Here is a 26116-nt window from a genome sequence, read left to right as displayed (position 1 = left end):
CGGTTGTTTTGATTCTCAATATCATTTAATAATGAATATCATTATCTGAATGAGCCGTGGTCATGGGTCCTGTTTTGCACGCGCTTCCTGCGCACCTCGAAAACTGGCGCGGGATGAGTTTCAGAATTCGTTGTGCCCTTGAGCCTGACGAACCACGGCTGATTGATCGTTATCTGGCCGAAGGCCGTTACCTGGCGCGATTTACCGCCACGCCTCAGCGAATGATTGCTGAAACCTCCTTTCGACTGCTCATCGATACCGCTCGCGATACGGTTCTGCCCTGGCATTGGCGCTGTTTGTGCGTCGATCAGGCCTGGCGTCCGTTACGTGATCTCAAGGCCCTGATCAATTGCGCGGCCGACCAACAACGCTGGCAGGCTTGTACCTGGCAATTGGCGACATGCCTGCTGCAGCCCTCGATCTCTCTCACTGAACTGGTGCAAGGAAATTCCGATGAGTAATACCCGTATCGAACGCGACAGCATGGGCGAACTGCAGGTCCCTGCCGAGGCCTTGTATGGCGCGCAGACCCAGCGTGCGGTAAATAACTTCCCGATCAGTAATCTGCGCATGCCAACGCAATTCATCCGGGCGCTATTGCTCGCCAAGGCTGCCGCTGCACATGCCAACCTTGAGCTTGAGCAAATCACGGCCGCACAAAGCGAAGCCATCGTCAGTGCCTGCCAGGAACTATTGAGCGGTGATTACATGGCGCACTTCCCGGTGGATGTGTTTCAGACTGGCTCAGGCACCAGCACCAACATGAACGCCAACGAAGTCATCGCGACCATTGCCAGTCGCGTACTGGGTGACAAGGTCAATGCCAACGACCACGTCAACTGTGGACAGAGCAGCAACGACATTATTCCAACCACCATCCACGTCAGTGCCGCCCTGGCGTTGCACGAGCAGTTACTACCGGCGTTGACCCATCTGGTCGAAGTGATCGAGCGCAAGGCTGATGAGGTGCACCCGTTCATCAAGACCGGTCGTACGCATTTGATGGACGCCATGCCGGTGCGCATGAGCCAGGTACTCAATGGCTGGGCTCAGCAGATCCGCGCCAACATCGAGCATTTACAGGCTTTACTGCCGAGCCTTCAGGCGTTGGCTCAGGGTGGTACGGCGGTCGGTACCGGGATCAATGCGCACCCGGAGTTCGCCAAACGCTTCAGCAGCCATTTGAGCCGCTTGAGTAACGTCGCGTTTGAACCGGGCAAGGACCTGTTTGCGCTGATCGGCTCTCAGGATACCGCTGTGGCCGTATCAGGCCAGCTCAAAGGCACCGCCGTATCGTTGATGAAAATCGCCAATGACCTGCGCTGGATGAACTCTGGCCCGCTGGCCGGGCTGGGAGAGATCGAGCTTGAAGCGCTGCAGCCGGGCTCGTCCATCATGCCGGGCAAGGTCAATCCGGTAATCCCGGAGGCCACTGCCATGGTTGCTGCTCAAGTCATCGGCAATGACGCAGCGATCACGGTCGCGGGTCAGTCGGGCAACTTTGAGTTGAACGTGATGCTACCGATCATCGCGCAGAACCTGTTGAGCAGCATTGAGCTACTGGCTAATTCCAGTCGACTGTTGGCGAACAAGGCCATTGCGACGTTCAAGGTCAATGAAGCGAAGCTCAAGGAAGCGCTGTCGCGAAATCCTATTCTGGTTACCGCGCTGAACCCGATCATCGGTTACCAGAAGGCCGCCGAAATCGCCAAGACGGCTTACAAACAGGGGCGTCCGATTATTGATGTCGCCCTTGAACACACCGACCTGCAGCGCAGCCAACTGGAGGCATTGCTGGATCCGGAAAAACTCACCGCTGGCGGGATCTGACCTGTCGGCCATCGCTTGAGGAGTCGCGCCATGGAGCATTGGAAACGCACAATCGAAAAAGCCAATCGCTGTTTCAATCTCGGTGAGCTGGTTGACGCCCGCGAGTTGTATCTGCAGGCGCTGGCGCTGGCTCAGGTGTTGTTCGAGCGTTGGCCCAACCCTGACGAAGCGGTGGCCGCTTGCGTCATTTCCCATCACAACCTCGCTGACCTGCATTTGAGTCTGGGTCAGCCGGAGGAAAGCGCAGAGTACCTGTGCGCGATCCATCAGCACCTGCTGCGGGTCATGCAAGAGCAACGCTTACCGCCAGCGTTGCGCCAGGCCGCCTTGCGCCACAGCAGTAAAACCTACGCCGAGCTGCTGAGTTTTATCAGTGAGCATGGTGAATACCCGCGCACCCATCGCCTGTTGAACAGTGGCGGCGAGCATTCGCGCTCGTCATTACAACGGAATGCCGCTGCCACTTCCGGCCTTTTCTACGGAGTACATTGATATGCCGTTTACCCTGCCTGCCTTGCCATATGCTTACGACGCCCTGGAACCGCACATTGATGCGCAGACCATGGAGATCCACTACAGCAAGCATCACCAGACCTATATCAATAACCTCAACGCTGCAGTTGAGGGCACCGAATGGGCTGAATGGCCGATCGAAAAGCTGGTGGCCTCAGTTGCTCAACTTCCTGAGAAACTGCGCCCGGCAGTGATCAATCAAGGTGGCGGTCATGCCAACCACTCGTTGTTCTGGGCGGTTATGGCGCCAACCGGTGGCGGTTTGCCTGACGGCGCACTGGCTAAAGCCATTGACGAGCAACTGGGTGGTTTTGAGCAGTTCAAAGACGCGTTTACCAAAGCGGCGCTGACTCGTTTCGGCAGTGGCTGGGCCTGGCTGAGCGTGACACCGGAGAAAAAACTGGTCGTCGAGAGCAGCGGTAATCAGGACAGCCCTCTCATGAACGGCAATACACCGATTCTGGGCCTGGACGTTTGGGAGCATGCGTATTACCTGCTCTATCAGAACCGCCGTCCGGAATACATCGCCGCGTTCTATAACGTCGTCAACTGGCCGGAAGTTGCCCGGCGTTACCAGGCCGCTCTGGCCTGATCTTCCAATAATCAGATCCAGGGCAGTTTATGCGCACGGAAATACTCACCATCAGCAGTGGGCGGTTGTTTCGCCTGGCATTGGGTTCGGTTCTGCTGTTGGCAGGTATGGCGCTTCTGGTTGCGCACGCGCTCGAATGGCTGGATCTTGAGCCGCGCTTGATGCGGGCGCTGGAGGGCGGAGCAATCTGTGCTCTGGGGACCGCACTGGGCGCTGTTCCTGTACTGGTCATCAGAGGTATGCCTGCCTCTGTGTCCGATGGTTTGCTCGGCTTCGGTGCCGGGGTGATGCTGGCAGCTACGGCATTTTCGCTGATCGTGCCCGGGCTGGCGGCGGCTGAAAATCTTGGGTTTTCCCCTTGGGGAGCTGGCGGGCTCGTCAGTTTCGGGATTTTTCTCGGGGCTGTGGGCTTGTTTATAGTTGATCACACAGTCTCCAAAGGTTCGCCCCTGAGCGGTCAAGAGCTGCCTGCCATTGCGCCGCGGATCTGGTTATTCGTGATCGCGATCATTGCCCATAACATCCCTGAAGGGATGGCTATTGGTGTGTCTGCCGGTGGCGGTTTGCCCGACGCCGACAGTCTCGCCATGGGCATCGCGATACAGGACGTACCCGAAGGGCTGGTCATTGCGCTAGTACTGGCCGGAGCAGGGATGTCGCGCTTCAAGGCATTTCTGATCGGTGCTGCTTCAGGGCTGGTCGAGCCGGTTTTTGCGTTGCTGTGCGCGTGGCTGGTGGCAATTGCCGAGTTGCTGTTGCCGCTAGGCCTGGCGTTTGCTGCAGGTGCCATGTTGCTGGTGGTCACCCAGGAAATCATCCCTGAGTCGCGTCGTAATGGGCACGATAAAGTCGCCAGTCTCGGCCTGATCGCCGGGTTCTGTCTGATGATGGTGATGGACACAGCACTGGCTTGAAGGAGCGGGCAGGGCGGCGAAGTGACATTCGCCTCCTGCGCACGTCTAAAACCACTTATAATCCATGGTTTTTACCCTTCGACGCGAGAATGTCTGTGAGCTTACCTGCCTGCCCAAAATGTAATTCCGAATATACCTATGAAGACGGTACTCAACTGATCTGCCCGGAATGCGCGCATGAGTGGTCCGCAGACGGTAGCAGCGAAGCGGCCGATGACGTCAAAGTCATCAAAGACTCAGTAGGCAATACCCTTCAGGATGGCGACACCGTCACTGTTATCAAAGACCTTAAAGTCAAAGGCTCTTCGCTGGTCGTCAAGGTTGGCACCAAGGTGAAGAACATCCGCCTGGTGGATGGCGATCACGACATTGATTGCAAGATCGATGGCATCGGTGCGATGAAGCTGAAGTCGGAATTTGTGAAGAAGGGGTAAGGTAGTGGGTTGCTAAAGCACCTCTGAGCCAACGTCAGATTACTGAGTATCTAAATCCGGAGTTCGAGAGGACTTCGGATTTTTCGTATCTGGCGCACGAGTTTTGCAGACTTTTCCTTCGAGCCTCATGAGTAGAATGGATTTCGTGTGAATGCTGGGCTTTCTGTTCGGAGAGTCTTTATTTGAAGCGTAAACCCAGGTCGATCTGAAGGTGTTTTTTGAGAAGGTTTGCTTTTGTAAGCGTTGCCGCTGAGCGGGAGTACAAGGATCTGCCCGAAGGTGTTCAGGACGAGTTTGGCAAGGATTTGCGGAGGATTCAGTTCGAGCAGGACCCGCGGCTAGCAATCAAGCAACTTACAGAGTCAGTAGGTGCTGGTGTGGTCGAGCTGATCATAAACGGCAACCCTGCATTTCGCTGTGTCTACATTGCTAAATACGCAGACATGGTGGTCGTTTTACATTCGTTCGTGAAAACCACCAATAAGACTGATCGGCACGCGATGGCCGTTGCTGAGCAGAGATTCAAGCTGTTGAAAAGTGAGTTGCGGGGGATGGGCTACTCAACTTAGGCAGATTTGGTAATGACAATCTGCGGAGATGCTTCGGCACCTGCATTCGACATGGTGAAATTGGCACGAAAGCCCAGGCAATCAAGCATGTCGATCATGGCATCGATAGTGAATTTCTCAATCTTGCCGTTCGCCAGTTCTGACACCCGTGACTGGGTCAGGTTAAGCAATTTCGCAGCTTCACTCTGCTTAAGATTCAACTGCTTCAGGCAGTTAGTGATGAATATGGATAAATCCATTTTGAGGGCCATCTTGCTGGCAGTTTCATCATCATGCGTGACATGAAAAGGGCTTTCATGAAATTGGAGAGCCATAATCGCCTCGGTTAATATCTAAAATTTAAGATAAAAATCTTAGCGGCAGACAGATGGGCTGGTCAAGAAAATCTTTTGACGCGGGCGCCGCTCTACTCCCCCTCATCAAACTTGTTATTGATCAACTCAACCAGACCATCCAGCGCGGCCTGTTCCTGATCGCCTTCGGTTGAAAGGTGGATGTCGGTTCCTTTGCCAGCAGCGAGCATCATCACCGCCATGATGCTTTTGCCGTCAACCATGCTTTCAGGTGAGCGCCCCACACGGATCTGGCAGGGGAATTTGCCTGCGACGCCTACAAACTTGGCGGCTGCGCGGGCGTGCAGGCCCAGCTTGTTGATAATGGTAATTTGACGAGCGGGCATCGCAGGGAAAGTCCTTTCAGCTTAAGTCGCGGTGGCGAACCTGAACGTTTTTGAGGGATTGTTGCAGGACCTGACCCAAACGCTCGGTCAGGTATACCGAGCGATGGTGCCCGCCGGTGCAGCCAATGGCAATGGTGACATACGAGCGGTTGCTGGCAGCGAAGCGCGGCAGCCACTTGTTGAGATAAGTGAAAATGTCCTGAAACATCTCTTCGACATCAGGCTGTGCGGCCAGATAGTCGATAACAGGCTGATCTTTTCCCGACTGCTCTCGCAGTTCCGGTTTCCAGTAAGGATTGGGCAGGCAACGTACGTCGAATACCAGGTCGGCATCCACTGGCATACCGCGCTTGAAACCGAAAGACTCGATCAGGAACGCAGTACCTGGCTCAGGCTTGTTCAGCAGTCGCAGCTTGAGCGTATCGCGCAACTGGTAAAGATTCAGGTGGGTCGTGTTGATCTTCAGGTCGGCAAGATCAATGATCGGCCCGAGCAGCGTTGTCTCGTCGCGGATGGCTTCTGCCAGCGAACGATTGGCGTTACTCAGCGGATGGCGGCGGCGGGTTTCCGAGAAGCGTTTGAAGAGGGTCGACTCATCTGCGTCCAGGTACAGAACATCGCACTGGATATTGCGTGAACGCACTTCTTCAAGCATCTGCGGGAAGCGGGTCAGGTGACTGGGCAGGTTACGGGCATCGATGGAGACGGCCAGTAAAGGTTCAGCCAGCTCGGTATTGATCAGGGCACGTTCGGCCAGCTCCGGGAGCAGTCCCGCCGGAAGGTTGTCAACGCAATAAAAGCCGTTGTCTTCCAGTACGTCCAGCGCCGTGCTTTTGCCGGAGCCTGAGCGACCGCTTACGATGATCATGCGCATGATTAATGCCCGTTCTGTACGTCCAGCACCACTTTATAAAGCTCATCGCCAGTCTGGGCCTTACGCAGCTTGTCGCGCACTTCAGTGCGGTCCAGCATGCTGGCGATCTGGCGAAGCAGCTCAAGGTGTTCATCGGTAGCGGCTTCAGGTACCAGCAGGACAAACAACAGGTCCACTGGCGCACCATCGATGGCGTCGAAATCAATAGGGGCATCCAGCCGTATCAAGGCGCTGACGGGTGCGCTGCAGCCCTTCAAGCGACAATGAGGAATGGCAATGCCATTACCAAAGCCGGTAGAACCAAGTTTCTCACGGGCGACAAGGCTCTCGAACACGACTTGCGAATCCAGATCAGCCACTTGCTCGCCGATCAGGTTGGCAATGCGTTCGAGTGCTTTTTTCTTGCTGCCGCCCGGCACGTTCGCACGCGAACGGCCGGGGGTCAGGATATTTTCTAGTCGGATCATGTTTTGGGGGTATCAGCGAGCCGTTGCGCCCTGAAGGAGGCTGAGCTGCTTTTCCTTATGCTTGAGCAGTTGTCTATCCAGCTTGTCGGTCAAAAGGTCGATTGCCGCGTACATATCATCATGTTCCGCATTGGCGACGACCTTTGAGCCGGGGATGTGCAGGGTGGCTTCGATTTTCTGTTTCAGCTTCTCGACCTCCATGATGACCTGCACATTAGTGATCTTGTCGAAGTGGCGCTCCAGTCGTCCGAGTTTTTCGGTGATGTAGTCGCGTAGGGCGTCGGTCACATCCAGTTGATGTCCACTGATGTTGACTTGCATACCGCTTTCTCCTTATTGCCAGTGCATAAAGAGGCAGGCTTTTGCCTGCCACTGGAACGCTGTGGCTAGCAACCGGGTTGCGTAAAAACCGTAACGTGGAGCGGTGGTACGGTTACTACTGTACCTCTCGTCACATCAGTCGCTTGCGTTCGCTTGAAGGCGCTATGCCAAGTGATTCGCGGTATTTGGCAACTGTGCGACGGGCTACTTGAATGCCTTGTGCCTCCAGTAAACCAGCGATCTTGCTGTCACTCAACGGCTTTTTCTGATTTTCCGCTGCAACCAGTTTTTTGATGATCGCGCGAATGGCTGTGGACGAACACTCACCGCCTTCCGAGGTGCTTACGTGGCTTGAGAAGAAATATTTCAACTCGTAAATGCCACGTGGGGTATGCATGAATTTTTGGGTGGTAACCCGGGAAATAGTCGATTCGTGCATGCCTACCGCTTCGGCGATGTCATGCAGGACAAGAGGCTTCATCGCCTCATCGCCATACTCAAGGAAACCGCGCTGGTGCTCGACGATTTGTGTCGCCACCTTCATCAGGGTTTCATTGCGACTTTGCAGGCTTTTGATGAACCAGCGGGCTTCCTGCAGCTGATTGCGCATGAAGGTGTTGTCGGCGCTGGTGTCGGCGCGGCGAACAAACCCGGCGTACTGCGGGTTTACACGCAGGCGGGGAACCGACTCCTGATTCAGCTCGACCAGCCAGCGCTCGTTGTCCTTGCGCACGATGACGTCCGGGACCACGTACTCTGCTTCGGTTGATTCGATCTGCGAGCCTGGCCGCGGATTGAGGCTTTGTACCAGCTCGATGACCTGGCGCAGCTCATCTTCCTTGAGTTTCATGCGCCGCATCAGCTGTGAATAATCGCGGCTGCCCAGCAGATCGATGAAATCACTGACCAGACGTTGGGCTTCGCTGAGCCAGCGGGTTTTCGCAGGCAACTGACGCAGTTGCAGCAAGAGGCACTCGCTGAGGTTGCGGGCGCCGATGCCTGCGGGTTCAAACTGTTGAATACGGTGTAGAACGGCTTCGATTTCGTCGAGTTCGATATCGAGCTCGGGATCGAAGGCATCAAGAATTTCTTCGAGCGTTTCGTCCAGATAACCTTGATTGTTGATGCAGTCGATCAGGGTCACTGCGATCAGGCGATCGGTATCGGACATTGGCGCAAGGTTCAGTTGCCAGAGCAGATGGCTTTGCAGGCTCTCACCGGCAGACGTGCGGGTGGTGAAGTCCCACTCATCGTCGTCATTGCTGGGCAGGCTGCTGGCGCTGGTCTGATAGACATCTTCCCAGGCGGTGTCGACGGGCAGTTCGTTGGGAATGCGCTCGCTCCAGTCACCCTCTTCAAGATTGTCTACCGTTGGTGCGGACTCCTGATAGGTCGGCTCCTGAACGTCTGGGTTCGGCTTCTGTTCGATGTTGTCAGCCAACGGATCGGCGTTGTCGAAGTCGTCGCCTTCTTCCTGGCGTTCCAGCATGGGGTTTGACTCCAGTGCCTCCTGAATCTCCTGTTGGAGGTCCAGCGTAGACAGTTGGAGTAAGCGGATGGCCTGTTGCAGCTGCGGCGTCATCGTCAGCTGCTGGCCCATTCTCAAGACTAGCGATGGTTTCATGGCTGGGGCTTAACACCTTATTCGCCGGCGCACATGCGCCATCCACTACCGAGCGCCGAGGCGCCTACATAAGCAAATTATATGCCTGAAACCGAAGTGTTTGCCTAGGGGGAGTGCTGGCATTTTAAAAGTGTCAGAACTAACCCCCCAGGTTGCTGGCCTTCAGAGGCCAGACGCTGCGGTTATTTACAGGCGGAACTCGTGGCCGAGGTAAACCTCTTTCACCAGCTGATTTGCCAGAATGGTTTCCGAGTCGCCCTCGGCGATCAATTGCCCGTCATTGACGATGTAAGCGGTTTCGCAGATATCCAGGGTTTCACGAACGTTGTGATCGGTGATCAGAACGCCAATGCCCTTGGCTTTCAAGTGATGAATGATCTGCTTGATGTCGCCTACCGAAATCGGGTCTACACCTGCGAAAGGTTCATCGAGCAGAATGAATTTCGGTGAGGTAGCGAGTGCGCGGGCGATCTCTACCCGACGGCGTTCACCACCGGACAGGCTCATGCCCAGGTTGTCGCGAATATGGGTGATGTGGAATTCCTGCAGCAGGCTTTCCAGCTCTTTACGGCGTCCGTCGCGGTCCAGTTCCTGGCGGGTTTCGAGAATCGCCATGATGTTGTCTGCCACGGACAGCTTGCGGAAGATCGAGGCTTCCTGAGGCAGATAGCCGATACCCGCACGTGCACGGCCGTGCATGGGTTGATGGCTGACATCCAGGTCGTCAATGAGCACGCGGCCCTGATCCGCCTGAACCAGACCGACAATCATGTAGAAGCAGGTGGTCTTGCCGGCACCGTTAGGCCCCAGTAATCCTACGATCTGGCCGCTCTCAATGGACAGGCTCACATCACGAACGACCTGACGGCCCTTGTAGCTTTTAGCCAGATGCTGGGCTTTCAGCGTCGCCATTTACTGGGCCTTCTGCTGGTCGGGTTTCTTTTTCGGCTGGATAACCATATCGATACGCGGACGCGGCGTAGTCACTTTGCCGCCGCCATTGGCGCGACCTGCGCTGACGATCTGCTTCACGGTGTCGTAAACGATTTTTTCGCCTTCGGACGTGTTGCCATCGTTGATCACCTTGGCCTTGTCGATCAGCACGATACGATCCTGGGCAGCGTAGTACTGGATAGTGATCGCGTAGGCTTGAACGATAGGCTTGTCCACTGACGGCTTCTGCTCGTAGTAGGCAAGGTTGCCGACAGACGTGAATACGTCGACTTCACCTTGGGCATTACGTGTGATGGTCACGGTGTTACCGGTGATCTTCATCGAGCCCTGGGTGATGATTACGTTGCCTTTGTAGGTGGCAACGCCTTTCTTGTCGTCGAGTTGTGCGTCATCGGACTGGATGTGGATCGGCTGATCGCGATCAGTCGGCAGGGACCAGGCGCTCGCGCTTCCCAGTGCTGCACCCAGGCCGAGCAAAAAAGGAAGGGTTTTAACGAGCCTCATACTGTCCTCTTACTTTAGATAGCAGGTCCATCCTGCCGTCGTTCAAATACGCTTTCATTCCCTTGGCCGTAGTCACACCGCCTGCGCCGTCGATTCTAACGGCTTGCTCGGTCTGCGCATATTGCTTCTGCGGGAATACGGTCATGCGACTACTAGTGATAATGGTCGTACGTTTTTTGTCGTCGGTTCGTGCTACGCGAACCGAATCGATCAATTCCACTTGCTCGCCACCTGGGGACACTTCACCTGTTTTGCTCTGTATATGCCAAGGGTAAAGGGTGCCACGGTACATTTGCAGGTCTGGCGTGGTCAGCATTGTTACATCGGTAGCCTTGATGTGCTCGACCTTGTCGGCGGTCATCTCGTACTGCAGTTTGCCGTCGGGCAGATACTGCACGCTGTGCGCATTGATCGCGTAAAAGTCGATGGCGCTTTCATCCACCGCTGCAGCCGGTTGCTCCATGAAGCTTTCCGGGCTGATGTTCCAGTAGCCTGCAGCCGCTAGCAGGAATGCCAACACACCGAGGATCAGAAACGTTCGAATTCTTTTGCTAAGCATAAATGGCTTCTATAAGTAGGCTGCGTGGGCTGCTTCAAGGCTGCCCTGAGCGCTCATGATCAATTCACAGAACTCGCGGGCTGCGCCTTCGCCGCCTCGCGCCTGGGTAATGCCATGGGCATGTTGCCGCACGAAAGTAGCTGCGTTGGCTACTGCCATGCCCAGGCCGACACGCCGGATGACTGGCAAGTCTGGCAGATCATCACCCAGATAAGCGACCTGTTCGTAATTCAAGCCAAGTTGCGCGAGCAGCTCGTCGAGTACCACGAGCTTGTCTTCACGGCCCTGATAAAGATGTTCAATGCCCAGATTTTTGGCCCTGCGTTCGACTACGGGGGTCTTGCGGCCACTGATTATGGCTGTTGTCACGCCCGAGGCGATCAGCATTTTAATGCCTTGGCCGTCCAGCGTGTTGAAAGTCTTGAATTCGCTGCCGTCTTCGAGGAAATAAAGGCGGCCGTCGGTCAGCACGCCATCGACGTCGAAAATCGCCAGTTTGATATTTTTGCCGCGTTGCAGCAGGTCGGTGGTCATTTGTACATCTCCATTACATGACGCCTGCACGCAGCAGGTCCTGCAGATTGAAAGCGCCCACCGGATGATCTTTTTCGTCGACGACGATGAGTGAGCCGATTTTGTGGTCTTCCATGATTTTCAGCGCTTCAGCAGCGAGCATTTCAGGGCGGGCCGTTTTGCCATGCACTGTCATTACGTCGTCTATGATCGCCTGGCGAATGTCGATAGGGCGATCCAGGGTGCGGCGCAAATCGCCATCGGTGAAGATCCCGGCCAGTTGCCCGTCAGCTTCGAGAATGGCGGTCATACCCAGGCCTTTGCGGGTCATTTCCATCAGCGCGTCACGAAGCAGGGTACCGCGTTGTACTTTCGGCAGTTGGTCTCCGCTGTGCATGACGTGCTCGACCTTGAGCAGCAGGCGTCTGCCCAGTGCGCCACCCGGGTGCGAGAACGCGAAGTCTTCGGCTGTGAAACCGCGGGCTTCCAGTAATGCGACCGCCAATGCGTCACCCATGACCAGCGCTGCGGTCGTGGAAGAGGTCGGGGCCAGATTCAGCGGGCAGGCTTCATGTTCTACGTGGGCGTTGAGATTGACGTCTGCAGCTTCCGCCAGAGTCGACTCAGGGTTGCCGGTCAGGCTGATCATCTTGATGCCCAGGCGTTTGATCAGGGGCAGCAAGGTAACTATTTCGGCGGTAGTGCCCGAGTTCGACAAGGCCAGAATGATGTCGTCGGAGGTGATCATGCCCATATCGCCATGACTGGCTTCGGCAGGGTGCACAAAAAAAGACGTGGTGCCGGTGCTTGCCAGTGTGGCAGCGATTTTCTTGCCGATATGGCCGGACTTGCCCATGCCAACCACAACAACGCGCCCTTTACTCGCCAGAATCATCTCGCAAGCCTGGACGAAATCCGCATCGATATGCGCTAACAAGCCTTCCACCGCTTCGATTTCGAGGCGAATGGTGCGTTGTGCTGATTGGATAAGGTCGCTGGTCTGGTTCATGTGGAAAATCGGTCAGCTCGTTAAAAGGCGGCGATTATAGCGGTAATGCGCGATTCCCTCACGTCTGATCGTCGAGGTTTGTTTTTAATCGTTGCGGATGACGAAAAGCGGGCTGCCTTTGTGTGAAGTGTCGCAAATTGTGTGCGGTGATATTGATTGATCGGCTTCTCTCTTGGGCGGCGCCTTATAGCGGTGGTATAGTTCGCGGCCTGTTCAGCCCACCGGGACAGCATGTCTCCCGCCAGGGACTCGGCAGCTGAACGTGAGGCTGTATCGCAAGGAGTTTAGATGAGCGCCGATAACGCCTACGCGATCGAGCTGAAGGGCGTTTCCTTCAAGCGCGGTACGCGCAGCATTTTCGAAAATGTCGATATTCGTATTCCCCGTGGCAAAGTCACCGGCATCATGGGACCTTCGGGCAGCGGCAAAACCACATTGCTGCGGCTGATGGGCGCCCAGTTACGGCCTTCTGCGGGCGAAGTATGGGTCAACGGTCAGAACCTGCCCGCCCTGTCGCGCAGCGATCTGTTCGATGCGCGCAAGCATATGGGTGTGCTTTTTCAGAGCGGTGCGCTGTTCACTGATCTGGATGTATTCGAGAACGTTGCCTTTCCATTGCGCGTTCACACCGAGCTGCCGGAAGAAATGATTCGCGACATTGTCTTGCTTAAATTGCAGGCGGTGGGGCTGCGCGGTGCTATCGAGTTGATGCCTGATGAACTGTCGGGCGGAATGAAACGTCGTGTGGCGCTTGCCCGCGCGATTGCTCTTGATCCGCAAATTCTCATGTACGACGAACCCTTCGTGGGGCAGGACCCGATTGCGATGGGGGTTCTGGTGCGTCTGATCAAACTGCTTAATGACGCGCTCGGGATCACCAGTGTCGTGGTTTCTCATGATCTGGACGAAACGGCGAGTATCGCCGATTACCTTTATGTTGTGGGCGACGGTCAGGTGCTGGGGCAGGGTACGCCCGAGGAGCTGATGGGCTCGGATAACCCGCGCATTCGTCAATTCATGACCGGCGATCCGGACGGCCCGGTGCCGTTTCATTATCCTGCGCCGGATTATCGCGAAGATCTTTTGGGGAAGCGCTGATGCGCAAGAAGTCATTAATGGAGCGGATACGCCTGCTTGGGCGTTCCGCAATAGATATCCTGGCAGTACTCGGACGTTCAGCGATTTTTCTGGTTCATGCCTTGCTGGGGCGCAGTTCGATTGGCGGCAGCTTTCAGTTGCTCGTCCGACAGCTCTATTCGGTGGGTGTCATGTCGCTGGCGATCATCGTCGTGTCGGGCATGTTTATCGGCATGGTGCTATCGCTGCAGGGTTTCAGCATCCTCACCAAATACGGTTCCGAGCAAGCGGTTGGGCAAATGGTTGCCCTGACATTGCTGAGAGAGCTGGGGCCAGTGGTTACTGCGTTGTTGTTCGCCGGTCGTGCAGGCTCTGCATTAACTGCCGAAATTGGCAACATGAAGTCCACCGAGCAGTTGTCCAGCCTGGAAATGATCGGCGTCGACCCGCTCAAGTACATTGCTGCGCCGAGGCTTTGGGCCGGATTCATCTCACTGCCTCTGTTGGCAATGATTTTTAGCGTAGTGGGTATCTGGGGAGGTTCCTGGGTAGCGATCGACTGGCTGGGAGTCTATGAAGGCTCGTTCTGGTCGAACATGCAAAACAGCGTTTCTTTTGTAGATGATGTGATTAACGGCGTTATCAAGAGCGTCGTATTTGCCTTCGTGGTGACCTGGATTGCCGTGTTTCAGGGTTATGACTGCGAGCCCACTTCCGAAGGGATCAGCCGTGCCACGACGAAGACCGTCGTGTATGCCTCCCTGGCCGTGTTGGGCCTGGACTTTATTCTGACCGCATTGATGTTTGGAGATTTCTGATGCAAAACCGCACCATCGAAACAGGTGTCGGCCTGTTCCTGCTGGCCGGGATACTGGCTTTGCTCCTGCTTGCCCTGCGCGTCAGCGGTCTGAGCTCCAGTGCCAGCACTGATACTTATAAACTTTATGCAAATTTCGACAATATTGCCGGTTTGACTGTCAGAGCCAAAGTGAGCATGGCAGGCGTGACGATCGGCAAGGTCACTGCGATCGATCTGGATCGCGATACCTTTACAGGTCGAGTGACGATGGAAGTGCAGAAAAAGGTTAACAACCTGCCTGTCGATTCCACTGCGTCGATTCTGACCGCAGGCTTGCTCGGTGAAAAATATGTGGGTATCAGCGTGGGTGGCGACGACGGGTTGCTAAAGGATGGCAGCACTATCCATGACACGCAGTCGTCGCTTGTGCTGGAAGACCTTATCGGAAAATTCCTGCTCAATACCGTGAGTAAAGACGCTAAATGAGGAGCTTTTAGATGATCTCAATCGTGCGCCGTGGTCTGTTGGTGTTGCTGGCACTGTTACCAATGCTGGGCAATGCTGCCACCACACCGTCCGCTCATGATCTGGTGGATCGCACCACCAAGGAATTGTTGAGCGATCTGGCAGCCAACAAAGAACAGTACAAAAGTAATCCTGGCGCCTTTTATGATGCCTTGAACCGCATCGTTGGCCCGGTGGTAGATGCCGACGGCATCTCCAAAAGCATCATGACCGTGAAGTATTCACGCAATGCTTCTCCTGAGCAGATGCAGCGTTTTCAGGAAAACTTCAAACGTAGCCTGATGCAGTTCTATGGCAACGCATTGCTGGAGTACAACAATCAGGGCATCACTGTTTCCCCGGAAAAGGCTGAAGGCGCGGACCGCACCAGCGTTGAAATGCAGGTGAAGGGTAACAATGGCGCGGTTTATCCGGTGTCCTACACGCTCGTCAAGATTGGCGGCGAGTGGAAAGTACGCAACGTGATCATTAACGGCATCAACATCGGGAAGCTGTTCCGTGATCAGTTCGCTGATGCGATGCAGCGTAACGGTAATAATCTGGACGAGACGATCAATAGCTGGGCAGGTGAAGTTGCCAAGGCTAAAGAGAAGGCGCCAGAAGCAGCGGGTCCGGGCGCGCAATGACAGAATCAGTCGTACGGCTCGTCGCGCCGGGTGAGTTGCAATTGATCGGCACGCTCGACTATTTGACCGGTCCGGCGTTGCGCAAGCAGGGCGCCGCGTTGATCAAGTCGAGTGAGTTGCCGACCGTTGTGCTGGACTGCGCAGGCGTTGAAAAATCCAGCAGTGTAGGCTTGGCCTTGTTGCTGGCTTTCATGCGCGATGCACGAGACGCTGGCAAGGATGTCAGCATCCGCTCGATGCCGGAAGACATGCGCAAGATTGCTCAGGTCTCAGAGCTGACTGAACTGCTCCACGATCATTGATCCCCCGTTTATGAAAGCCCCTCGTCCGGGTCCTGCGTTGCGGGGTTCGCATTGAGTGGGCTTTTTTGTATGATGGCCGACCCGCGCGCGTAGGTCGCCAATAGAGGTTTAGCATGCACGCCGTAGAAGTTAAGAGCTTCCTTGAAGGGAAGTTGCCCGAGATCCAGGTTGAAGTTGAAGGCGAAGGCTGCAACTTCCAGCTGAACGTGATCAATGACGAGCTGGCTGCGCTGAGCCCGGTCAAGCGTCAGCAACAGATCTACACGCATTTGAACCCCTGGATTGCCGATGGCAGCATCCACGCGGTCACCATGAAATTTTTCAGCCGCGCTGCGTGGGCCGAGCGCACCTGAGCCACTTGGCGTCGAGACTCTAATGGATAAATTGATTATTACTGGCGGCGTTCGTCTTGATGGCGAAATCCGCATTTCCGGGGCGAAAAACTCTGCCCTGCCGATTCTTGCCGCTACGCTGCTGGCTGATGGCCCGGTAACCGTACAGAATCTGCCGCACCTGCACGACATCACCACCATGATCGAGCTGTTCGGTCGCATGGGCATCGAGCCTGTCATCGACGAAAAGCTCAGTGTTGAAATTGATCCGCGTACGATCAAAACGTTGATTGCTCCGTACGAGCTGGTGAAAACCATGCGCGCCTCGATCCTCGTGCTTGGTCCTATGGTTGCTCGTTTCGGCGAAGCTGAAGTTGCGTTGCCTGGCGGTTGTGCGATCGGTTCGCGTCCAGTGGACCTGCACATTCGTGGCCTGGAAGCCATGGGTGCAATCATTGATGTCGAAGGTGGTTACATCAAGGCCAAGGCCCCTGAAGGCGGCCTGCGCGGTGCAAATTTCTTCTTCGATACCGTCAGTGTGACCGGTACCGAAAACATCATGATGGCTGCGAGCCTGGCTAACGGCCGTAGCGTTCTGCAAAACGCCGCTCGTGAACCTGAAGTTGTCGACCTGGCTAACTTCCTGATTGCGATGGGCGCGAAGATTCACGGTGCCGGTACCGACACCATCACCATCGATGGCGTGAAGCGCCTGGACTCGGCGACCTACAAGGTCATGCCGGACCGTATCGAGACTGGCACCTATCTGGTGGCTGCTGCTGCTACTGGCGGCCGCGTGAAGGTCAAGGATACCGATCCGACCATCCTGGAGGCGGTGCTGCTCAAGCTGCAGGAAGCGGGTGCTGAAGTCACCAGCGGTGTCGACTGGATCGAGCTGAACATGCACGGCAAGCGTCCGAAGGCTGTTAACGTGCGTACCGCTCCTTACCCGGCGTTCCCGACTGACATGCAGGCGCAGTTCATCTCGCTCAATGCCATCGCCGAAGGCACTGGTGCAGTGATCGAGACCATCTTCGAAAACCGTTTCATGCACGTCTACGAGATGCATCGCATGGGCGCGCAGATTCAGGTCGAGGGCAACACTGCTATCGTCACCGGTACCCAGGTCCTCAAAGGCGCGCCAGTCATGGCCACCGACCTGCGTGCATCGGCCAGCCTGGTTATCTCCGCTCTGGTTGCCCAGGGCGACACGCTCATCGACCGCATCTACCATATAGATCGTGGCTACGAGTGCATTGAAGAGAAACTGCAGATGCTGGGCGCGAAGATTCGCCGCGTTCCGGGCTAGTAGTTGAACGACCTGACGCCCGAGCCAATTGTGGTTCGGGCGTTGGTATTGCGCGCTTCACGGCGTGTGAATTCTGATTCGTTTCACCTGGTGCCCGTGTTGAACCGGCATCAGGTTTTGTTCGGCGCCGATTGCGCTCGGGCAGAAGTTTCCTGATAAGGACTGACGTTTCCCATGTTGACCATCGCATTGTCCAAGGGCCGCATCCTCGACGACACCCTGCCGCTTCTCGCCGAAGCGGGCATTGTGCCAACCGAGAATCCGGACAAGAGCCGCAAGCTGATCATTCCCACGACCCAGGCCGATGTGCGCTTGCTGATCGTGCGTGCCACCGATGTGCCGACTTATGTTGAACATGGTGCTGCTGATCTGGGCGTTGCCGGTAAAGATGTGCTGATGGAATACACCGGCCAGGGCCTGTATGAGCCACTGGATCTGCAAATTGCCAAGTGCCGTCTGATGACTGCTGGCGCTATTGGGGCTGCCGAGCCGAAAGGCCGTCTGCGCGTTGCAACCAAGTTCGTCAACGTCGCTAAACGTTACTATGCCGAGCAAGGTCGTCAGGTTGACATCATCAAGCTGTATGGCTCCATGGAGCTGGCACCGCTGATTGGCCTGGCAGACAAGATCATTGACGTCGTGGACACCGGCAACACCCTGCGTGCTAACGGTCTGGAGCCTCAAGAGTTGATCGCTACGATCAGTTCTCGTCTGGTGGTCAACAAGGCTTCCATGAAAATGCAGCACGCCCGCATCCAGTCGCTTATCGATACCCTGCGCAATGCAGTGGAGTCACGACACCGCGGCTGACCTACCCGCGCGACGTTAAGTTGCGCCCGTCTATCCGCCTCATAGCCAGAATTCTCAGGTGCCCAAGCGGATCGACTGCTAGTTTAGGGCGCCTGAGTTTTTGCCATTCCTATGAGGCTCTCGCTATGACCGCACCGACTGCAATTCGCCGACTCAATGCTGCTGACCCGGATTTCGCACATCATCTGGATCATCTGCTGAGCTGGGAAAGTGTGTCTGACGATTCGGTCAACGAGCGTGTTCTCGACATCATCAAGGCCGTACGTGAGCGGGGCGATGCTGCGTTGGTCGAGTTCACCGAGCGCTTCGACGGGCTGCAAGTCGCCTCCATGGCTGATCTGATTCTGCCTCGCGAACGCTTGGAGCTGGCGCTGACCCGTATCACCCCGGCCCAGCGTGCCGCGCTGGAAAAGGCTGCGGATCGGGTGCGCATGTACCACGAGAAGCAGAAACAGGACTCCTGGACCTACACCGAAGCCGACGGCACTGTGCTGGGCCAAAAGGTCACGCCACTGGATCGCGCCGGTCTCTACGTGCCGGGTGGCAAGGCGTCTTACCCGTCATCGGTATTGATGAACGCTATTCCGGCCAAAGTTGCGGGAGTGGGCGAGGTGGTCATGGTGGTGCCAACTCCACGTGGGGAAATCAATGAGCTGGTGCTGGCCGCGGCCTGTATTGCCGGAGTTGACCGCGTGTTCACCATTGGTGGCGCCCAAGCCGTTGCTGCGCTGGCTTACGGTACTGAAAGCGTGCCGCGTGTCGACAAGGTCGTCGGGCCGGGGAACATTTATGTAGCCACCGCCAAGCGCCACGTTTTCGGTCAGGTTGGTATCGACATGATTGCCGGCCCTTCCGAGATTCTGGTGGTGTGTGACGGCAAGACCGATCCGGACTGGATTGCGATGGATCTTTTTTCCCAGGCTGAGCACGATGAAGACGCTCAGGCGATTCTGGTGAGCCCGGACGCAGACTTCCTGGATCAGGTGGCCGCGAGCATCGCCAAATTGATGCCGACCATGGAGCGTGCAGAGATCATCGACAAGTCGATCAATGGCCGTGGTGCGTTGATCAAGGTTGCTGATATGCAGCAGGCCATTGAAGTCGCCAACCGTATTGCGCCGGAACACCTTGAATTGTCGGTGGCAGACCCGGAAGCCTGGTTGCCGCAGATTCGACATGCGGGCGCGATCTTCATGGGGCGTCATACGTCTGAGGCGTTGGGCGACTATTGCGCGGGTCCCAACCACGTGTTGCCAACCTCCGGCACCGCGCGCTTTTCATCGCCGCTGGGGGTTTACGATTTTCAGAAACGTTCGTCGATCATCTATTGCTCGCAGCAGGGTGCATCCGAACTTGGCAAGACCGCATCGGTACTGGCTCGTGGCGAATCATTGACTGCGCACGCACGCAGCGCCGAGTATCGCATCATCGATAACGAAGGGCAGGGGAACTGAGCATGAGTAAATTCTGGAGTCCTTTCGTCAACGGTCTGGTGCCCTACGTGCCGGGTGAGCAGCCCAAGCTGACCAAACTGGTCAAGCTCAACACCAACGAAAACCCTTATGGCCCTTCGCCTAAAGCTTTGGCCGCGATGCGTGCCGAGCTGACCGACGATCTGCGTCTTTATCCTGACCCGAACAGCGACGTGCTGAAACAGGCAGTCGCAAGCTACTACGACGTGCAACCCGGCCAGGTATTTCTGGGTAACGGTTCGGATGAAGTGCTCGCACATGCATTCAACGCTTTTTTCCTGCACGGCAAACCGTTGTTGTTTCCGGACATCAGCTACAGCTTCTATCCGGTCTACTGCGGTTTGTATGGCATTGAGTACGACGCTATCGCGCTGGATGAGCAGTTTCAGATCCGGGTTGAGGATTACGCCAAGCCTAATGGCGGGATCATCTTTCCTAACCCGAACGCGCCAACAGGTTGCGTAGTGGGGCTGGACGCTGTTGAGCAGATGCTCAAGGCGAGTCCCGATTCTGTGGTTGTGGTTGACGAGGCGTATATCGATTTTGGTGGCGAGACGGCGATCTCTCTGGTGGATCGTTATCCGAACCTGCTGGTGACCCAGACATTGTCCAAGTCGCGCTCACTGGCAGGGTTGCGAGTCGGCCTGGCGGTGGGGCATCCGGATTTGATCGAGGCGCTGGAGCGGGTCAAGAACAGCTTCAACTCTTATCCGCTGGATCGTCTGGCCATTGTCGGGGCTGCTGCTGCCTTCGAAGATCGTGAGCACTTTGAGTTCACCCGCAATGCGGTTATCGCCAGTCGTGATGCATTGACCAGCGAGCTGCAAACGCTCGGGTTTGAAGTGCTGCCATCGGCGGCCAACTTTATTTTTGCCCGTCACCCACAACACGACGCTGCCGGTATCGCGGCGAAGCTGCGCGAGCAGGGTGTGATTGTTCGGCACTTCAAGCAGGAGCGCATTGCCCAGTTCCTGCGGATCAGCATTGGCACGCCGGAGCAAAACCAGGCGCTGCTGGATGGGTTGGCGGGGTTGTAATAACCCGGTCTCACCATCGTCACACCTGTGGGAGCGAGGCTTGCCCGCGATAAAGCCGCCACGGTTTATCAGATAAACCTCAGTGCTCTTATCGCGGGCAACCCTCGCTCCCACAGGTATCTACGCAACTCAGTGGGACCCTATTCATCCGGGAACAGGCCGGTACAGCCGACGCATTTGTATTGTCAGCAGTATCGCCTTCCCGGATGAATCCGGTCCCACGTCGTCAATTTCTGGCGGTGCGATTACTGCTCCTCAACCGGCGTAGCCGAAGGCGGAGGTGGCGGACGCAGGCCGACCTCGGCATTGAGTTTCACTTCCTTCCCGTTGCGCATGACCTGAATGGCGATCTTGTCGCTGGGCTTGGTGCGTGCTACCTGATTCATCGAGCGGCGACCATCACCGGCGGGTTCGCCGTTGATGCTCAAAATCACGTCCCCAAGCTGCAATCCGGCTTTCTGTGCCGGACCGTCACGGAAAATGCCCGCCACGACGATACCCGGGCGGTCCTTCAGGCCAAATGACTCAGCCAGTTCCTGAGTCAGTGGCTGCACCTCGATGCCCAGCCAGCCACGAATCACCTGGCCATGCTCGATGATCGATTTCATCACCTCCATCGCCAGCTTGGTCGGAATCGCAAAGCCGATCCCCTGAGAACCGCCGGACTTGGAGAAGATTGCCGTATTGATACCGGTCAGGTTGCCACTGGCGTCAACCAGCGCACCGCCCGAGTTGCCCGGGTTGATCGCTGCGTCTGTCTGAATAAAGTCTTCGTAGGTGTTCAGGCCGAGCTGATTACGGCCGGTGGCGCTGATAATACCCATGGTGACGGTCTGGCCGACGCCGAAAGGATTTCCGATGGCCAGCGCGACGTCACCGATACGGATGCTGTCGGAGCGGCCAATAGTGATCGACGGGATATTCTTGAGATCGATCTTCAGAACTGCCAGATCGGTTTCGGGGTCATTGCCAATGACCCGGGCGATGGTTTCCCGACCATCCTTGAGCGCTACGACGATTTGATCGGCGCCGGTCGTGACGTGGTTATTGGTCAGAATGTAGCCTTCCGGACTCATCAGGACGCCAGAACCGAGGCTCGACTCCATGCGTTTCTGCTTGGGCATGTTATCGCCAAAGAAACGCCGGAATTGCGGGTCCTCGAACATCGGGTTGGCCGCTTTATTGACCATCTTCGTTGTGTAGAGATTGACCACTGCCGGGGCCGCCATGCCCACCGCGTCGGCATACGAGACCGGGCCTTGCTGGACGTAGCTGGTTTGTGGCGCTTGTTGCAGATTAACGTCGAGACTGGGCAGGCCGACCATCTCCGGGAAACGCTGAATAATCAGCAGGGCGATAAGTACGCCTGCCAGCAATGGCCAACCAAAAAAGCGCAGCGCCTTGAACATTGAGCAAATCCTGAAAGTGATCCGACGCTGCGGCTTTCTGCCCATCTGCGCCATAATGGGCGGCATTATACGAGCACTTGGTGTCGTGTTTCACAAATAAGATATTCAGAAGTGAACCATTTCAGCAACACGACCCTATCAGCTTTAAATCACACATTCAGGAGTCTTTTATGGCTGTTGCGCTCAGCACTCTGGTAGAAGAAGCCGACCGTTATCTGGGCAGTGCCCGCATCCAGGATTATTGCCCGAATGGCCTGCAGGTCGAAGGTCGTCCACAGGTCATGCGAATCGTCAGTGGTGTTACCGCAAGCCAGGCCTTGCTGGATGCTGCGGTTGATGCGCAGGCCGATCTGATTCTCGTGCACCACGGTTATTTCTGGAAAGGCGAGAACCCCTGCGTCGTCGGCATGAAGCAGCGTCGCCTGAAAACCTTGCTCAAGCACGATATCAGCCTGTTGGCCTATCACCTGCCCCTGGACGTGCACCCGGACGTGGGTAATAACGTGCAGTTGGCGCTCCAGCTGGACATTACTGTGGAAGGTCCGCTCGATCCGGATAACACACGTGTTGTCGGGCTGGTTGGTTCGCTGAATGAGCCTGTGATGCCCCGGGATTTTGCCCGTCGCGTGCAGGAAGCACTGGGCCGCGAACCGCTGCTGATAGAAGGCGCCGGGATGATTCGTCGGGTGGGCTGGTGCACAGGAGGCGGGCAGGGGTACATCGATCAGGCGATCGCAGCTGGGGTCGATCTGTTTATCAGCGGTGAAGCGTCGGAGCAGACCGTGCACAGTGCGCGGGAGAACGGCATCAGTTTTATCGCGGCCGGCCACCATGCGACTGAGCGTTACGGGGTTCAGGCATTAGGAGACTATCTGGCCCGCCGGTTTGCTGTTGAGCACCTGTTCATTGATTGCCCGAACCCGGTCTGATCTCCCAAACGAGACGGTATATCGTTAGAACGTTTAGGTCTATTTGGCCCCCTGAATAGAAGTAGTCGCTGTGCTAGAGTGCCGCCTCGAACACGGCCCGCTGGCCGTCCCGGGCGTTGTCCGGTCAATAATGAATGCAACCCGTGAGTAACCATGGTCGATAAACTGACGCATCTTAAGCAACTGGAGGCGGAAAGCATCCACATCATCCGCGAGGTCGCCGCCGAGTTTGATAACCCGGTGATGCTGTACTCCGTCGGTAAAGACTCAGCCGTAATGCTGCATCTGGCGCGCAAGGCGTTCTTTCCGGGCAAGCTGCCATTCCCGGTAATGCATGTGGACACCCGCTGGAAATTCCAGGAAATGTATCGTTTCCGCGACCAGATGGTTAAGGAAATGGGCCTGGACCTGATCGTCCATATCAACCCGGACGGCGTGGCGCAAAACATCAGCCCGTTGACCCACGGCAGCTCCAAGCATACTGACATCATGAAGACCGAAGGTCTCAAGCAGGCCCTGGACAAGCACGGCTTTGATGCCGCGTTCGGCGGCGCGCGTCGTGATGAAGAGAAATCCCGTGCCAAAGAGCGCGTGTATTCGTTCCGCGACAGCAAGCACCGCTGGGATCCGAAAAACCAGCGCCCAGAGCTGTGGAACGTCTACAACGGCAACGTCAACAAGGGCGAGTCGATTCGTGTGTTCCCTCTGTCCAACTGGACCGAGCTGGATATCTGGCAGTACATCTATCTGGAAAGCATCCCGATTGTCCCGTTGTACTTCGCTGCCGAGCGCGACGTCATCGAGATGAATGGCACCTGGATCATGATCGACGACGAGCGTCTGCTCAATCACCTCAGCGATGAGGACAAGGCACGCATCGTCAAGAAGAAAGTCCGCTTCCGTACACTTGGCGACTACCCGTTGACGGGCGCAGTCGAGTCCGAGGCCACCAGCCTCACTGACATCATTCAGGAAATGCTTCTGACGCGTACTTCCGAACGTCAGGGCCGAGTCATCGATCACGATGGCGCTGGTTCGATGGAAGAAAAGAAACGTCAGGGTTATTTCTAAGGGGTTGTCATGTCGCACGCATCTGATTTGATCAGCGAGGACATCCTCGCCTATCTGGGCCAGCACGAACGCAAGGAAATGCTGCGCTTTCTTACCTGTGGCAACGTCGACGACGGCAAGAGCACGCTGATCGGCCGTTTGCTGCACGACTCCAAGATGATCTACGAAGATCACCTTGAAGCCATTACTCGCGATTCGAAGAAGTCTGGCACCACTGGCGAAGACGTCGATCTGGCGTTACTGGTTGACGGCCTTCAGGCCGAGCGCGAGCAGGGCATCACGATTGATGTTGCCTACCGCTATTTCTCCACTGCCAAGCGCAAGTTCATCATTGCCGATACTCCTGGCCATGAGCAGTACACGCGCAATATGGCGACCGGTGCATCGACCTGTGACCTGGCAATTATTCTGGTGGATGCCCGTTACGGCGTGCAGACCCAGACTCGCCGTCACAGCTACATCGCATCGCTGCTGGGCATCAAGCATATCGTTGTGGCCATCAACAAGATGGACCTCAATGGCTTTGACGAAAGCGTCTTCGAGTCAATCAAGTCTGATTACCTGAAGTTCGCCGACGGCATCGCGTTCAAGCCGACCACCATGGCCTTCGTGCCGATGTCGGCTCTCAAGGGCGACAACGTGGTGAACAAGAGCGAGCGTTCGCCTTGGTACACCGGTCAGTCCTTGATGGAAATCCTCGAAACCGTCGAGATTGCCAACGACCGCAACTACACCGACATGCGTTTCCCGGTGCAGTACGTCAACCGTCCAAACCTGAACTTCCGTGGTTTTGCCGGTACGCTGGCGAGCGGTATCGTGCACAAGGGTGACGAAATCGTCGTGCTGCCTTCGGGCAAGAGCAGCCGCGTCAAATCCATCGTCACCTTCGAAGGTGAGCTGGAGAATGCCGGGCCGGGTCAGGCCGTCACTCTGACCATGGAAGACGAGATTGATATCTCCCGTGGTGACTTGCTGGTCCACGCCGATAACGTGCCGCAAGTGGCCGACGCTTTCGACGCCATGCTGGTCTGGATGGCCGAAGAACCGATGCTGCCGGGCAAGAAATACGACATCAAGCGTGCCACCAGCTATGTGCCGGGCTCGATCGCCAGCATCACCCATCGCGTAGACGTCAACACCCTGGCCGAAGGGCCTGCCAGTTCTCTGGGGCTTAACGAGATTGGTCGCGTCAAGATCAGCCTCGATTCAGCCATTGCGCTGGACGGTTACGACAGCAATCGCACGACTGGCTCGTTCATTGTTATTGACCGTTTGACTAACGGCACCGTGGCAGCGGGCATGATCATTGCCAAGCCGGTCGGTGGTGCGGGGGCTAACCACCATGGTGCACTTGCGCACGTGGCCACTGAAGAACGTGCGCAGCGTTTCGGTCAGCAGCCTGCGACTGTGCTGTTCAGCGGCCTGTCGGGCGCCGGCAAAAGCACCTTGGCTTACGCTGTAGAGCGCAAGCTGTTCGACATGGGCCGCGCGGTTTATGTGCTGGATGGCCAGAACCTGCGTCACGACCTGAACAAGGGGCTTCCGCAGGACCGTGCCGGACGTACCGAGAACTGGCGTCGTGCTGCTCACGTGGCGCGTCAATTCAACCAGGCAGGCCTGATTACCCTGGCCGCGTTCGTTGCACCGGATGGCGAAGGTCGTGAGCAGGCCAAGTCCCTGATTGGCGCGGATCGTCTGCTGACTGTCTACGTCCAGGCATCCCCTGCAGTTTGCCGTGAACGCGATCCACAGGGGCTGTACGCAGCTGATGGCGATAACATTCCGGGCGAGTCGTTCCCGTACGACGTGCCGCTTAATGCGGATCTGGTTATCGACACCCAATCGTTGAGCCTCGAAGACAGCGTCAAGCAAGTCCTCGACCTGCTGCGCAGCCGCGGCGCGATCTGACGATCGTTTGCTGTAAACAAGAAACCCGCCAGAGATGGCGGGTTTTTTGTTTGTGTGTGGGGTCCGGGGACTCTGTGGGAGCTGAGCTTGCTCGCGATGAAGCTGGGCGCGGTTTACTTTAGATTGCTTCCAGCCTTATCGCGAGCAAGCTCGG

General features: G+C 56.3%; 32 protein-coding genes. 20 read left to right on the top strand and 12 right to left on the bottom strand.

The window, feature by feature from the left end:
* The first annotated feature begins 62 nt into the window (after positions 1 to 62).
* The 7 genes from AUC61_RS05920 (at position 63) to AUC61_RS05890 (ending at position 4852) form a co-directional block, all read left to right on the top strand.
* Positions 63 to 461, top strand: a complete 399-nt coding sequence (locus tag AUC61_RS05920) for a FagA protein (RefSeq protein WP_122662814.1) — start codon at positions 63 to 65, stop codon at positions 459 to 461.
* Positions 454 to 1830, top strand: a complete 1377-nt coding sequence (locus AUC61_RS05915; RefSeq protein WP_243244941.1) for a class II fumarate hydratase — start codon at positions 454 to 456, stop codon at positions 1828 to 1830. The genes AUC61_RS05920 and AUC61_RS05915 overlap by 8 nt, the downstream gene beginning before the upstream one ends.
* Positions 1831 to 1860: 30 nt before the next feature.
* Complete coding sequence (locus AUC61_RS05910; RefSeq protein WP_122662810.1) at positions 1861 to 2322, top strand: hypothetical protein; 462 nt, start codon at positions 1861 to 1863, stop codon at positions 2320 to 2322.
* Between the two features lies 1 nt (position 2323).
* A complete protein-coding gene (locus AUC61_RS05905) occupies positions 2324 to 2935 on the top strand; it encodes a superoxide dismutase (protein ID WP_243244939.1) in 612 nt (203 codons plus the stop codon).
* A 29-nt stretch (positions 2936 to 2964) separates the two neighbouring features.
* On the top strand, positions 2965 to 3849 hold the full coding sequence (locus AUC61_RS05900) for a ZIP family metal transporter (protein ID WP_243244937.1): 885 nt from the start codon (positions 2965 to 2967) through the stop codon (positions 3847 to 3849).
* Positions 3850 to 3938: 89 nt separating this feature from the next.
* Entirely contained in the window at positions 3939 to 4283 is a 345-nt protein-coding gene (locus AUC61_RS05895) for a zinc ribbon domain-containing protein YjdM (protein ID WP_027897848.1), read from the top strand.
* A 218-nt stretch (positions 4284 to 4501) separates the two neighbouring features.
* On the top strand, positions 4502 to 4852 hold the full coding sequence (locus AUC61_RS05890) for a type II toxin-antitoxin system RelE/ParE family toxin (protein WP_243244936.1): 351 nt from the start codon (positions 4502 to 4504) through the stop codon (positions 4850 to 4852).
* On the opposite strand, the gene AUC61_RS05885 is transcribed toward AUC61_RS05890, so the two are convergent.
* The 11 genes from AUC61_RS05885 to AUC61_RS05835 all read right to left on the bottom strand — a co-directional run bounded on the left by AUC61_RS05885 (position 4849) and on the right by AUC61_RS05835 (position 12356).
* Positions 4849 to 5166: a helix-turn-helix domain-containing protein gene (locus tag AUC61_RS05885; protein ID WP_027897846.1), complete on the bottom strand. Its 318-nt coding sequence runs from the start codon at positions 5164 to 5166 to the stop codon at positions 4849 to 4851. The genes AUC61_RS05890 and AUC61_RS05885 overlap by 4 nt on opposite strands.
* Positions 5167 to 5258: 92 nt before the next feature.
* Positions 5259 to 5531, bottom strand: a complete 273-nt coding sequence (locus tag AUC61_RS05880) for an HPr family phosphocarrier protein (protein ID WP_122662802.1) — start codon at positions 5529 to 5531, stop codon at positions 5259 to 5261.
* Positions 5532 to 5547: 16 nt separating this feature from the next.
* Positions 5548 to 6405, bottom strand: a complete 858-nt coding sequence (gene rapZ / locus AUC61_RS05875) for an RNase adapter RapZ (protein WP_243244935.1) — start codon at positions 6403 to 6405, stop codon at positions 5548 to 5550.
* 2 nt (positions 6406 to 6407) lie between these two features.
* Positions 6408 to 6872 carry a PTS IIA-like nitrogen regulatory protein PtsN gene (gene ptsN / locus AUC61_RS05870; protein WP_243244932.1) on the bottom strand — a complete coding sequence of 155 codons (465 nt, stop codon included), beginning with the start codon at positions 6870 to 6872 and terminating at the stop codon, positions 6408 to 6410.
* A gap of 12 nt (positions 6873 to 6884) precedes the next feature.
* Positions 6885 to 7193 carry a ribosome hibernation-promoting factor, HPF/YfiA family gene (gene hpf, locus AUC61_RS05865; RefSeq protein ID WP_027897842.1) on the bottom strand — a complete coding sequence of 103 codons (309 nt, stop codon included), beginning with the start codon at positions 7191 to 7193 and terminating at the stop codon, positions 6885 to 6887.
* Between the two features lie 130 nt (positions 7194 to 7323).
* On the bottom strand, positions 7324 to 8817 hold the full coding sequence (locus tag AUC61_RS05860; RefSeq protein WP_122662795.1) for an RNA polymerase factor sigma-54: 1494 nt from the start codon (positions 8815 to 8817) through the stop codon (positions 7324 to 7326).
* A 186-nt stretch (positions 8818 to 9003) separates the two neighbouring features.
* Positions 9004 to 9729: an LPS export ABC transporter ATP-binding protein gene (lptB, locus tag AUC61_RS05855; RefSeq protein WP_122662792.1), complete on the bottom strand. Its 726-nt coding sequence runs from the start codon at positions 9727 to 9729 to the stop codon at positions 9004 to 9006.
* Positions 9730 to 10275, bottom strand: a complete 546-nt coding sequence (gene lptA / locus AUC61_RS05850; protein ID WP_243244930.1) for a lipopolysaccharide transport periplasmic protein LptA — start codon at positions 10273 to 10275, stop codon at positions 9730 to 9732.
* Positions 10262 to 10834: an LPS export ABC transporter periplasmic protein LptC gene (gene lptC / locus AUC61_RS05845; protein ID WP_243244928.1), complete on the bottom strand. Its 573-nt coding sequence runs from the start codon at positions 10832 to 10834 to the stop codon at positions 10262 to 10264. The genes lptA and lptC overlap by 14 nt, the downstream gene beginning before the upstream one ends.
* Positions 10835 to 10843: 9 nt before the next feature.
* Complete coding sequence (locus AUC61_RS05840; protein WP_122662786.1) at positions 10844 to 11368, bottom strand: KdsC family phosphatase; 525 nt, start codon at positions 11366 to 11368, stop codon at positions 10844 to 10846.
* A 13-nt stretch (positions 11369 to 11381) separates the two neighbouring features.
* Positions 11382 to 12356, bottom strand: coding sequence for a KpsF/GutQ family sugar-phosphate isomerase (locus AUC61_RS05835; protein WP_243244926.1), 975 nt, complete (start codon positions 12354 to 12356; stop codon positions 11382 to 11384).
* A 288-nt stretch (positions 12357 to 12644) separates the two neighbouring features.
* Between AUC61_RS05835 and AUC61_RS05830 the strand changes: the two genes are divergently transcribed.
* From AUC61_RS05830 to hisC, 10 genes are all read left to right on the top strand, one after another.
* A complete protein-coding gene (locus AUC61_RS05830; RefSeq protein WP_122662782.1) occupies positions 12645 to 13454 on the top strand; it encodes an ATP-binding cassette domain-containing protein in 810 nt (269 codons plus the stop codon).
* Positions 13454 to 14251, top strand: coding sequence for a lipid asymmetry maintenance ABC transporter permease subunit MlaE (gene mlaE, locus AUC61_RS05825; RefSeq protein WP_122662780.1), 798 nt, complete (start codon positions 13454 to 13456; stop codon positions 14249 to 14251). Before AUC61_RS05830 ends, mlaE begins: the two co-directional genes overlap by 1 nt.
* Positions 14251 to 14718, top strand: a complete 468-nt coding sequence (gene mlaD / locus AUC61_RS05820; RefSeq protein ID WP_243244924.1) for an outer membrane lipid asymmetry maintenance protein MlaD — start codon at positions 14251 to 14253, stop codon at positions 14716 to 14718. Before mlaE ends, mlaD begins: the two co-directional genes overlap by 1 nt.
* 11 nt (positions 14719 to 14729) lie before the next feature.
* Entirely contained in the window at positions 14730 to 15383 is a 654-nt protein-coding gene (locus AUC61_RS05815) for an MlaC/ttg2D family ABC transporter substrate-binding protein (RefSeq protein WP_243244922.1), read from the top strand.
* Positions 15380 to 15685, top strand: coding sequence for an STAS domain-containing protein (locus AUC61_RS05810; protein WP_122662774.1), 306 nt, complete (start codon positions 15380 to 15382; stop codon positions 15683 to 15685). Before AUC61_RS05815 ends, AUC61_RS05810 begins: the two co-directional genes overlap by 4 nt.
* A gap of 113 nt (positions 15686 to 15798) precedes the next feature.
* On the top strand, positions 15799 to 16038 hold the full coding sequence (locus tag AUC61_RS05805) for a BolA family protein (protein WP_122662772.1): 240 nt from the start codon (positions 15799 to 15801) through the stop codon (positions 16036 to 16038).
* 22 nt (positions 16039 to 16060) lie between these two features.
* Positions 16061 to 17326, top strand: coding sequence for a UDP-N-acetylglucosamine 1-carboxyvinyltransferase (murA, locus tag AUC61_RS05800; RefSeq protein WP_122662770.1), 1266 nt, complete (start codon positions 16061 to 16063; stop codon positions 17324 to 17326).
* A 174-nt stretch (positions 17327 to 17500) separates the two neighbouring features.
* Positions 17501 to 18136: an ATP phosphoribosyltransferase gene (hisG, locus tag AUC61_RS05795; RefSeq protein ID WP_087264878.1), complete on the top strand. Its 636-nt coding sequence runs from the start codon at positions 17501 to 17503 to the stop codon at positions 18134 to 18136.
* A 125-nt stretch (positions 18137 to 18261) separates the two neighbouring features.
* Positions 18262 to 19590, top strand: coding sequence for a histidinol dehydrogenase (gene hisD / locus AUC61_RS05790; RefSeq protein ID WP_243244919.1), 1329 nt, complete (start codon positions 18262 to 18264; stop codon positions 19588 to 19590).
* Between the two features lie 2 nt (positions 19591 to 19592).
* The gene (gene hisC / locus AUC61_RS05785) at positions 19593 to 20645 is read left to right on the top strand and encodes a histidinol-phosphate transaminase (protein WP_243244918.1); all 1053 of its coding nucleotides are present in this window, start codon (positions 19593 to 19595) and stop codon (positions 20643 to 20645) included.
* A 245-nt stretch (positions 20646 to 20890) separates the two neighbouring features.
* Here hisC and algW read toward each other — a convergent pair whose 3' ends face one another.
* A complete protein-coding gene (gene algW / locus AUC61_RS05780) occupies positions 20891 to 22054 on the bottom strand; it encodes a Do family serine endopeptidase AlgW (protein ID WP_243244917.1) in 1164 nt (387 codons plus the stop codon).
* Between the two features lie 170 nt (positions 22055 to 22224).
* Between algW and AUC61_RS05775 the strand changes: the two genes are divergently transcribed.
* The 3 genes from AUC61_RS05775 (at position 22225) to cysN (ending at position 25962) form a co-directional block, all read left to right on the top strand.
* Positions 22225 to 22983, top strand: a complete 759-nt coding sequence (locus AUC61_RS05775; RefSeq protein WP_243244915.1) for a Nif3-like dinuclear metal center hexameric protein — start codon at positions 22225 to 22227, stop codon at positions 22981 to 22983.
* Between the two features lie 153 nt (positions 22984 to 23136).
* On the top strand, positions 23137 to 24054 hold the full coding sequence (cysD, locus tag AUC61_RS05770; RefSeq protein WP_087264873.1) for a sulfate adenylyltransferase subunit CysD: 918 nt from the start codon (positions 23137 to 23139) through the stop codon (positions 24052 to 24054).
* Positions 24055 to 24063: 9 nt separating this feature from the next.
* Positions 24064 to 25962 carry a sulfate adenylyltransferase subunit CysN gene (cysN, locus tag AUC61_RS05765; RefSeq protein WP_243244913.1) on the top strand — a complete coding sequence of 633 codons (1899 nt, stop codon included), beginning with the start codon at positions 24064 to 24066 and terminating at the stop codon, positions 25960 to 25962.
* Positions 25963 to 26116 lie beyond the last annotated feature (154 nt).

Origin of the sequence: Pseudomonas maioricensis, assembly GCF_022790535.1 — a bacterium.
Lineage (GTDB): Bacteria > Pseudomonadota > Gammaproteobacteria > Pseudomonadales > Pseudomonadaceae > Aquipseudomonas > Aquipseudomonas maioricensis.
This window is presented reverse-complemented; position numbering and strand designations above follow the sequence as displayed.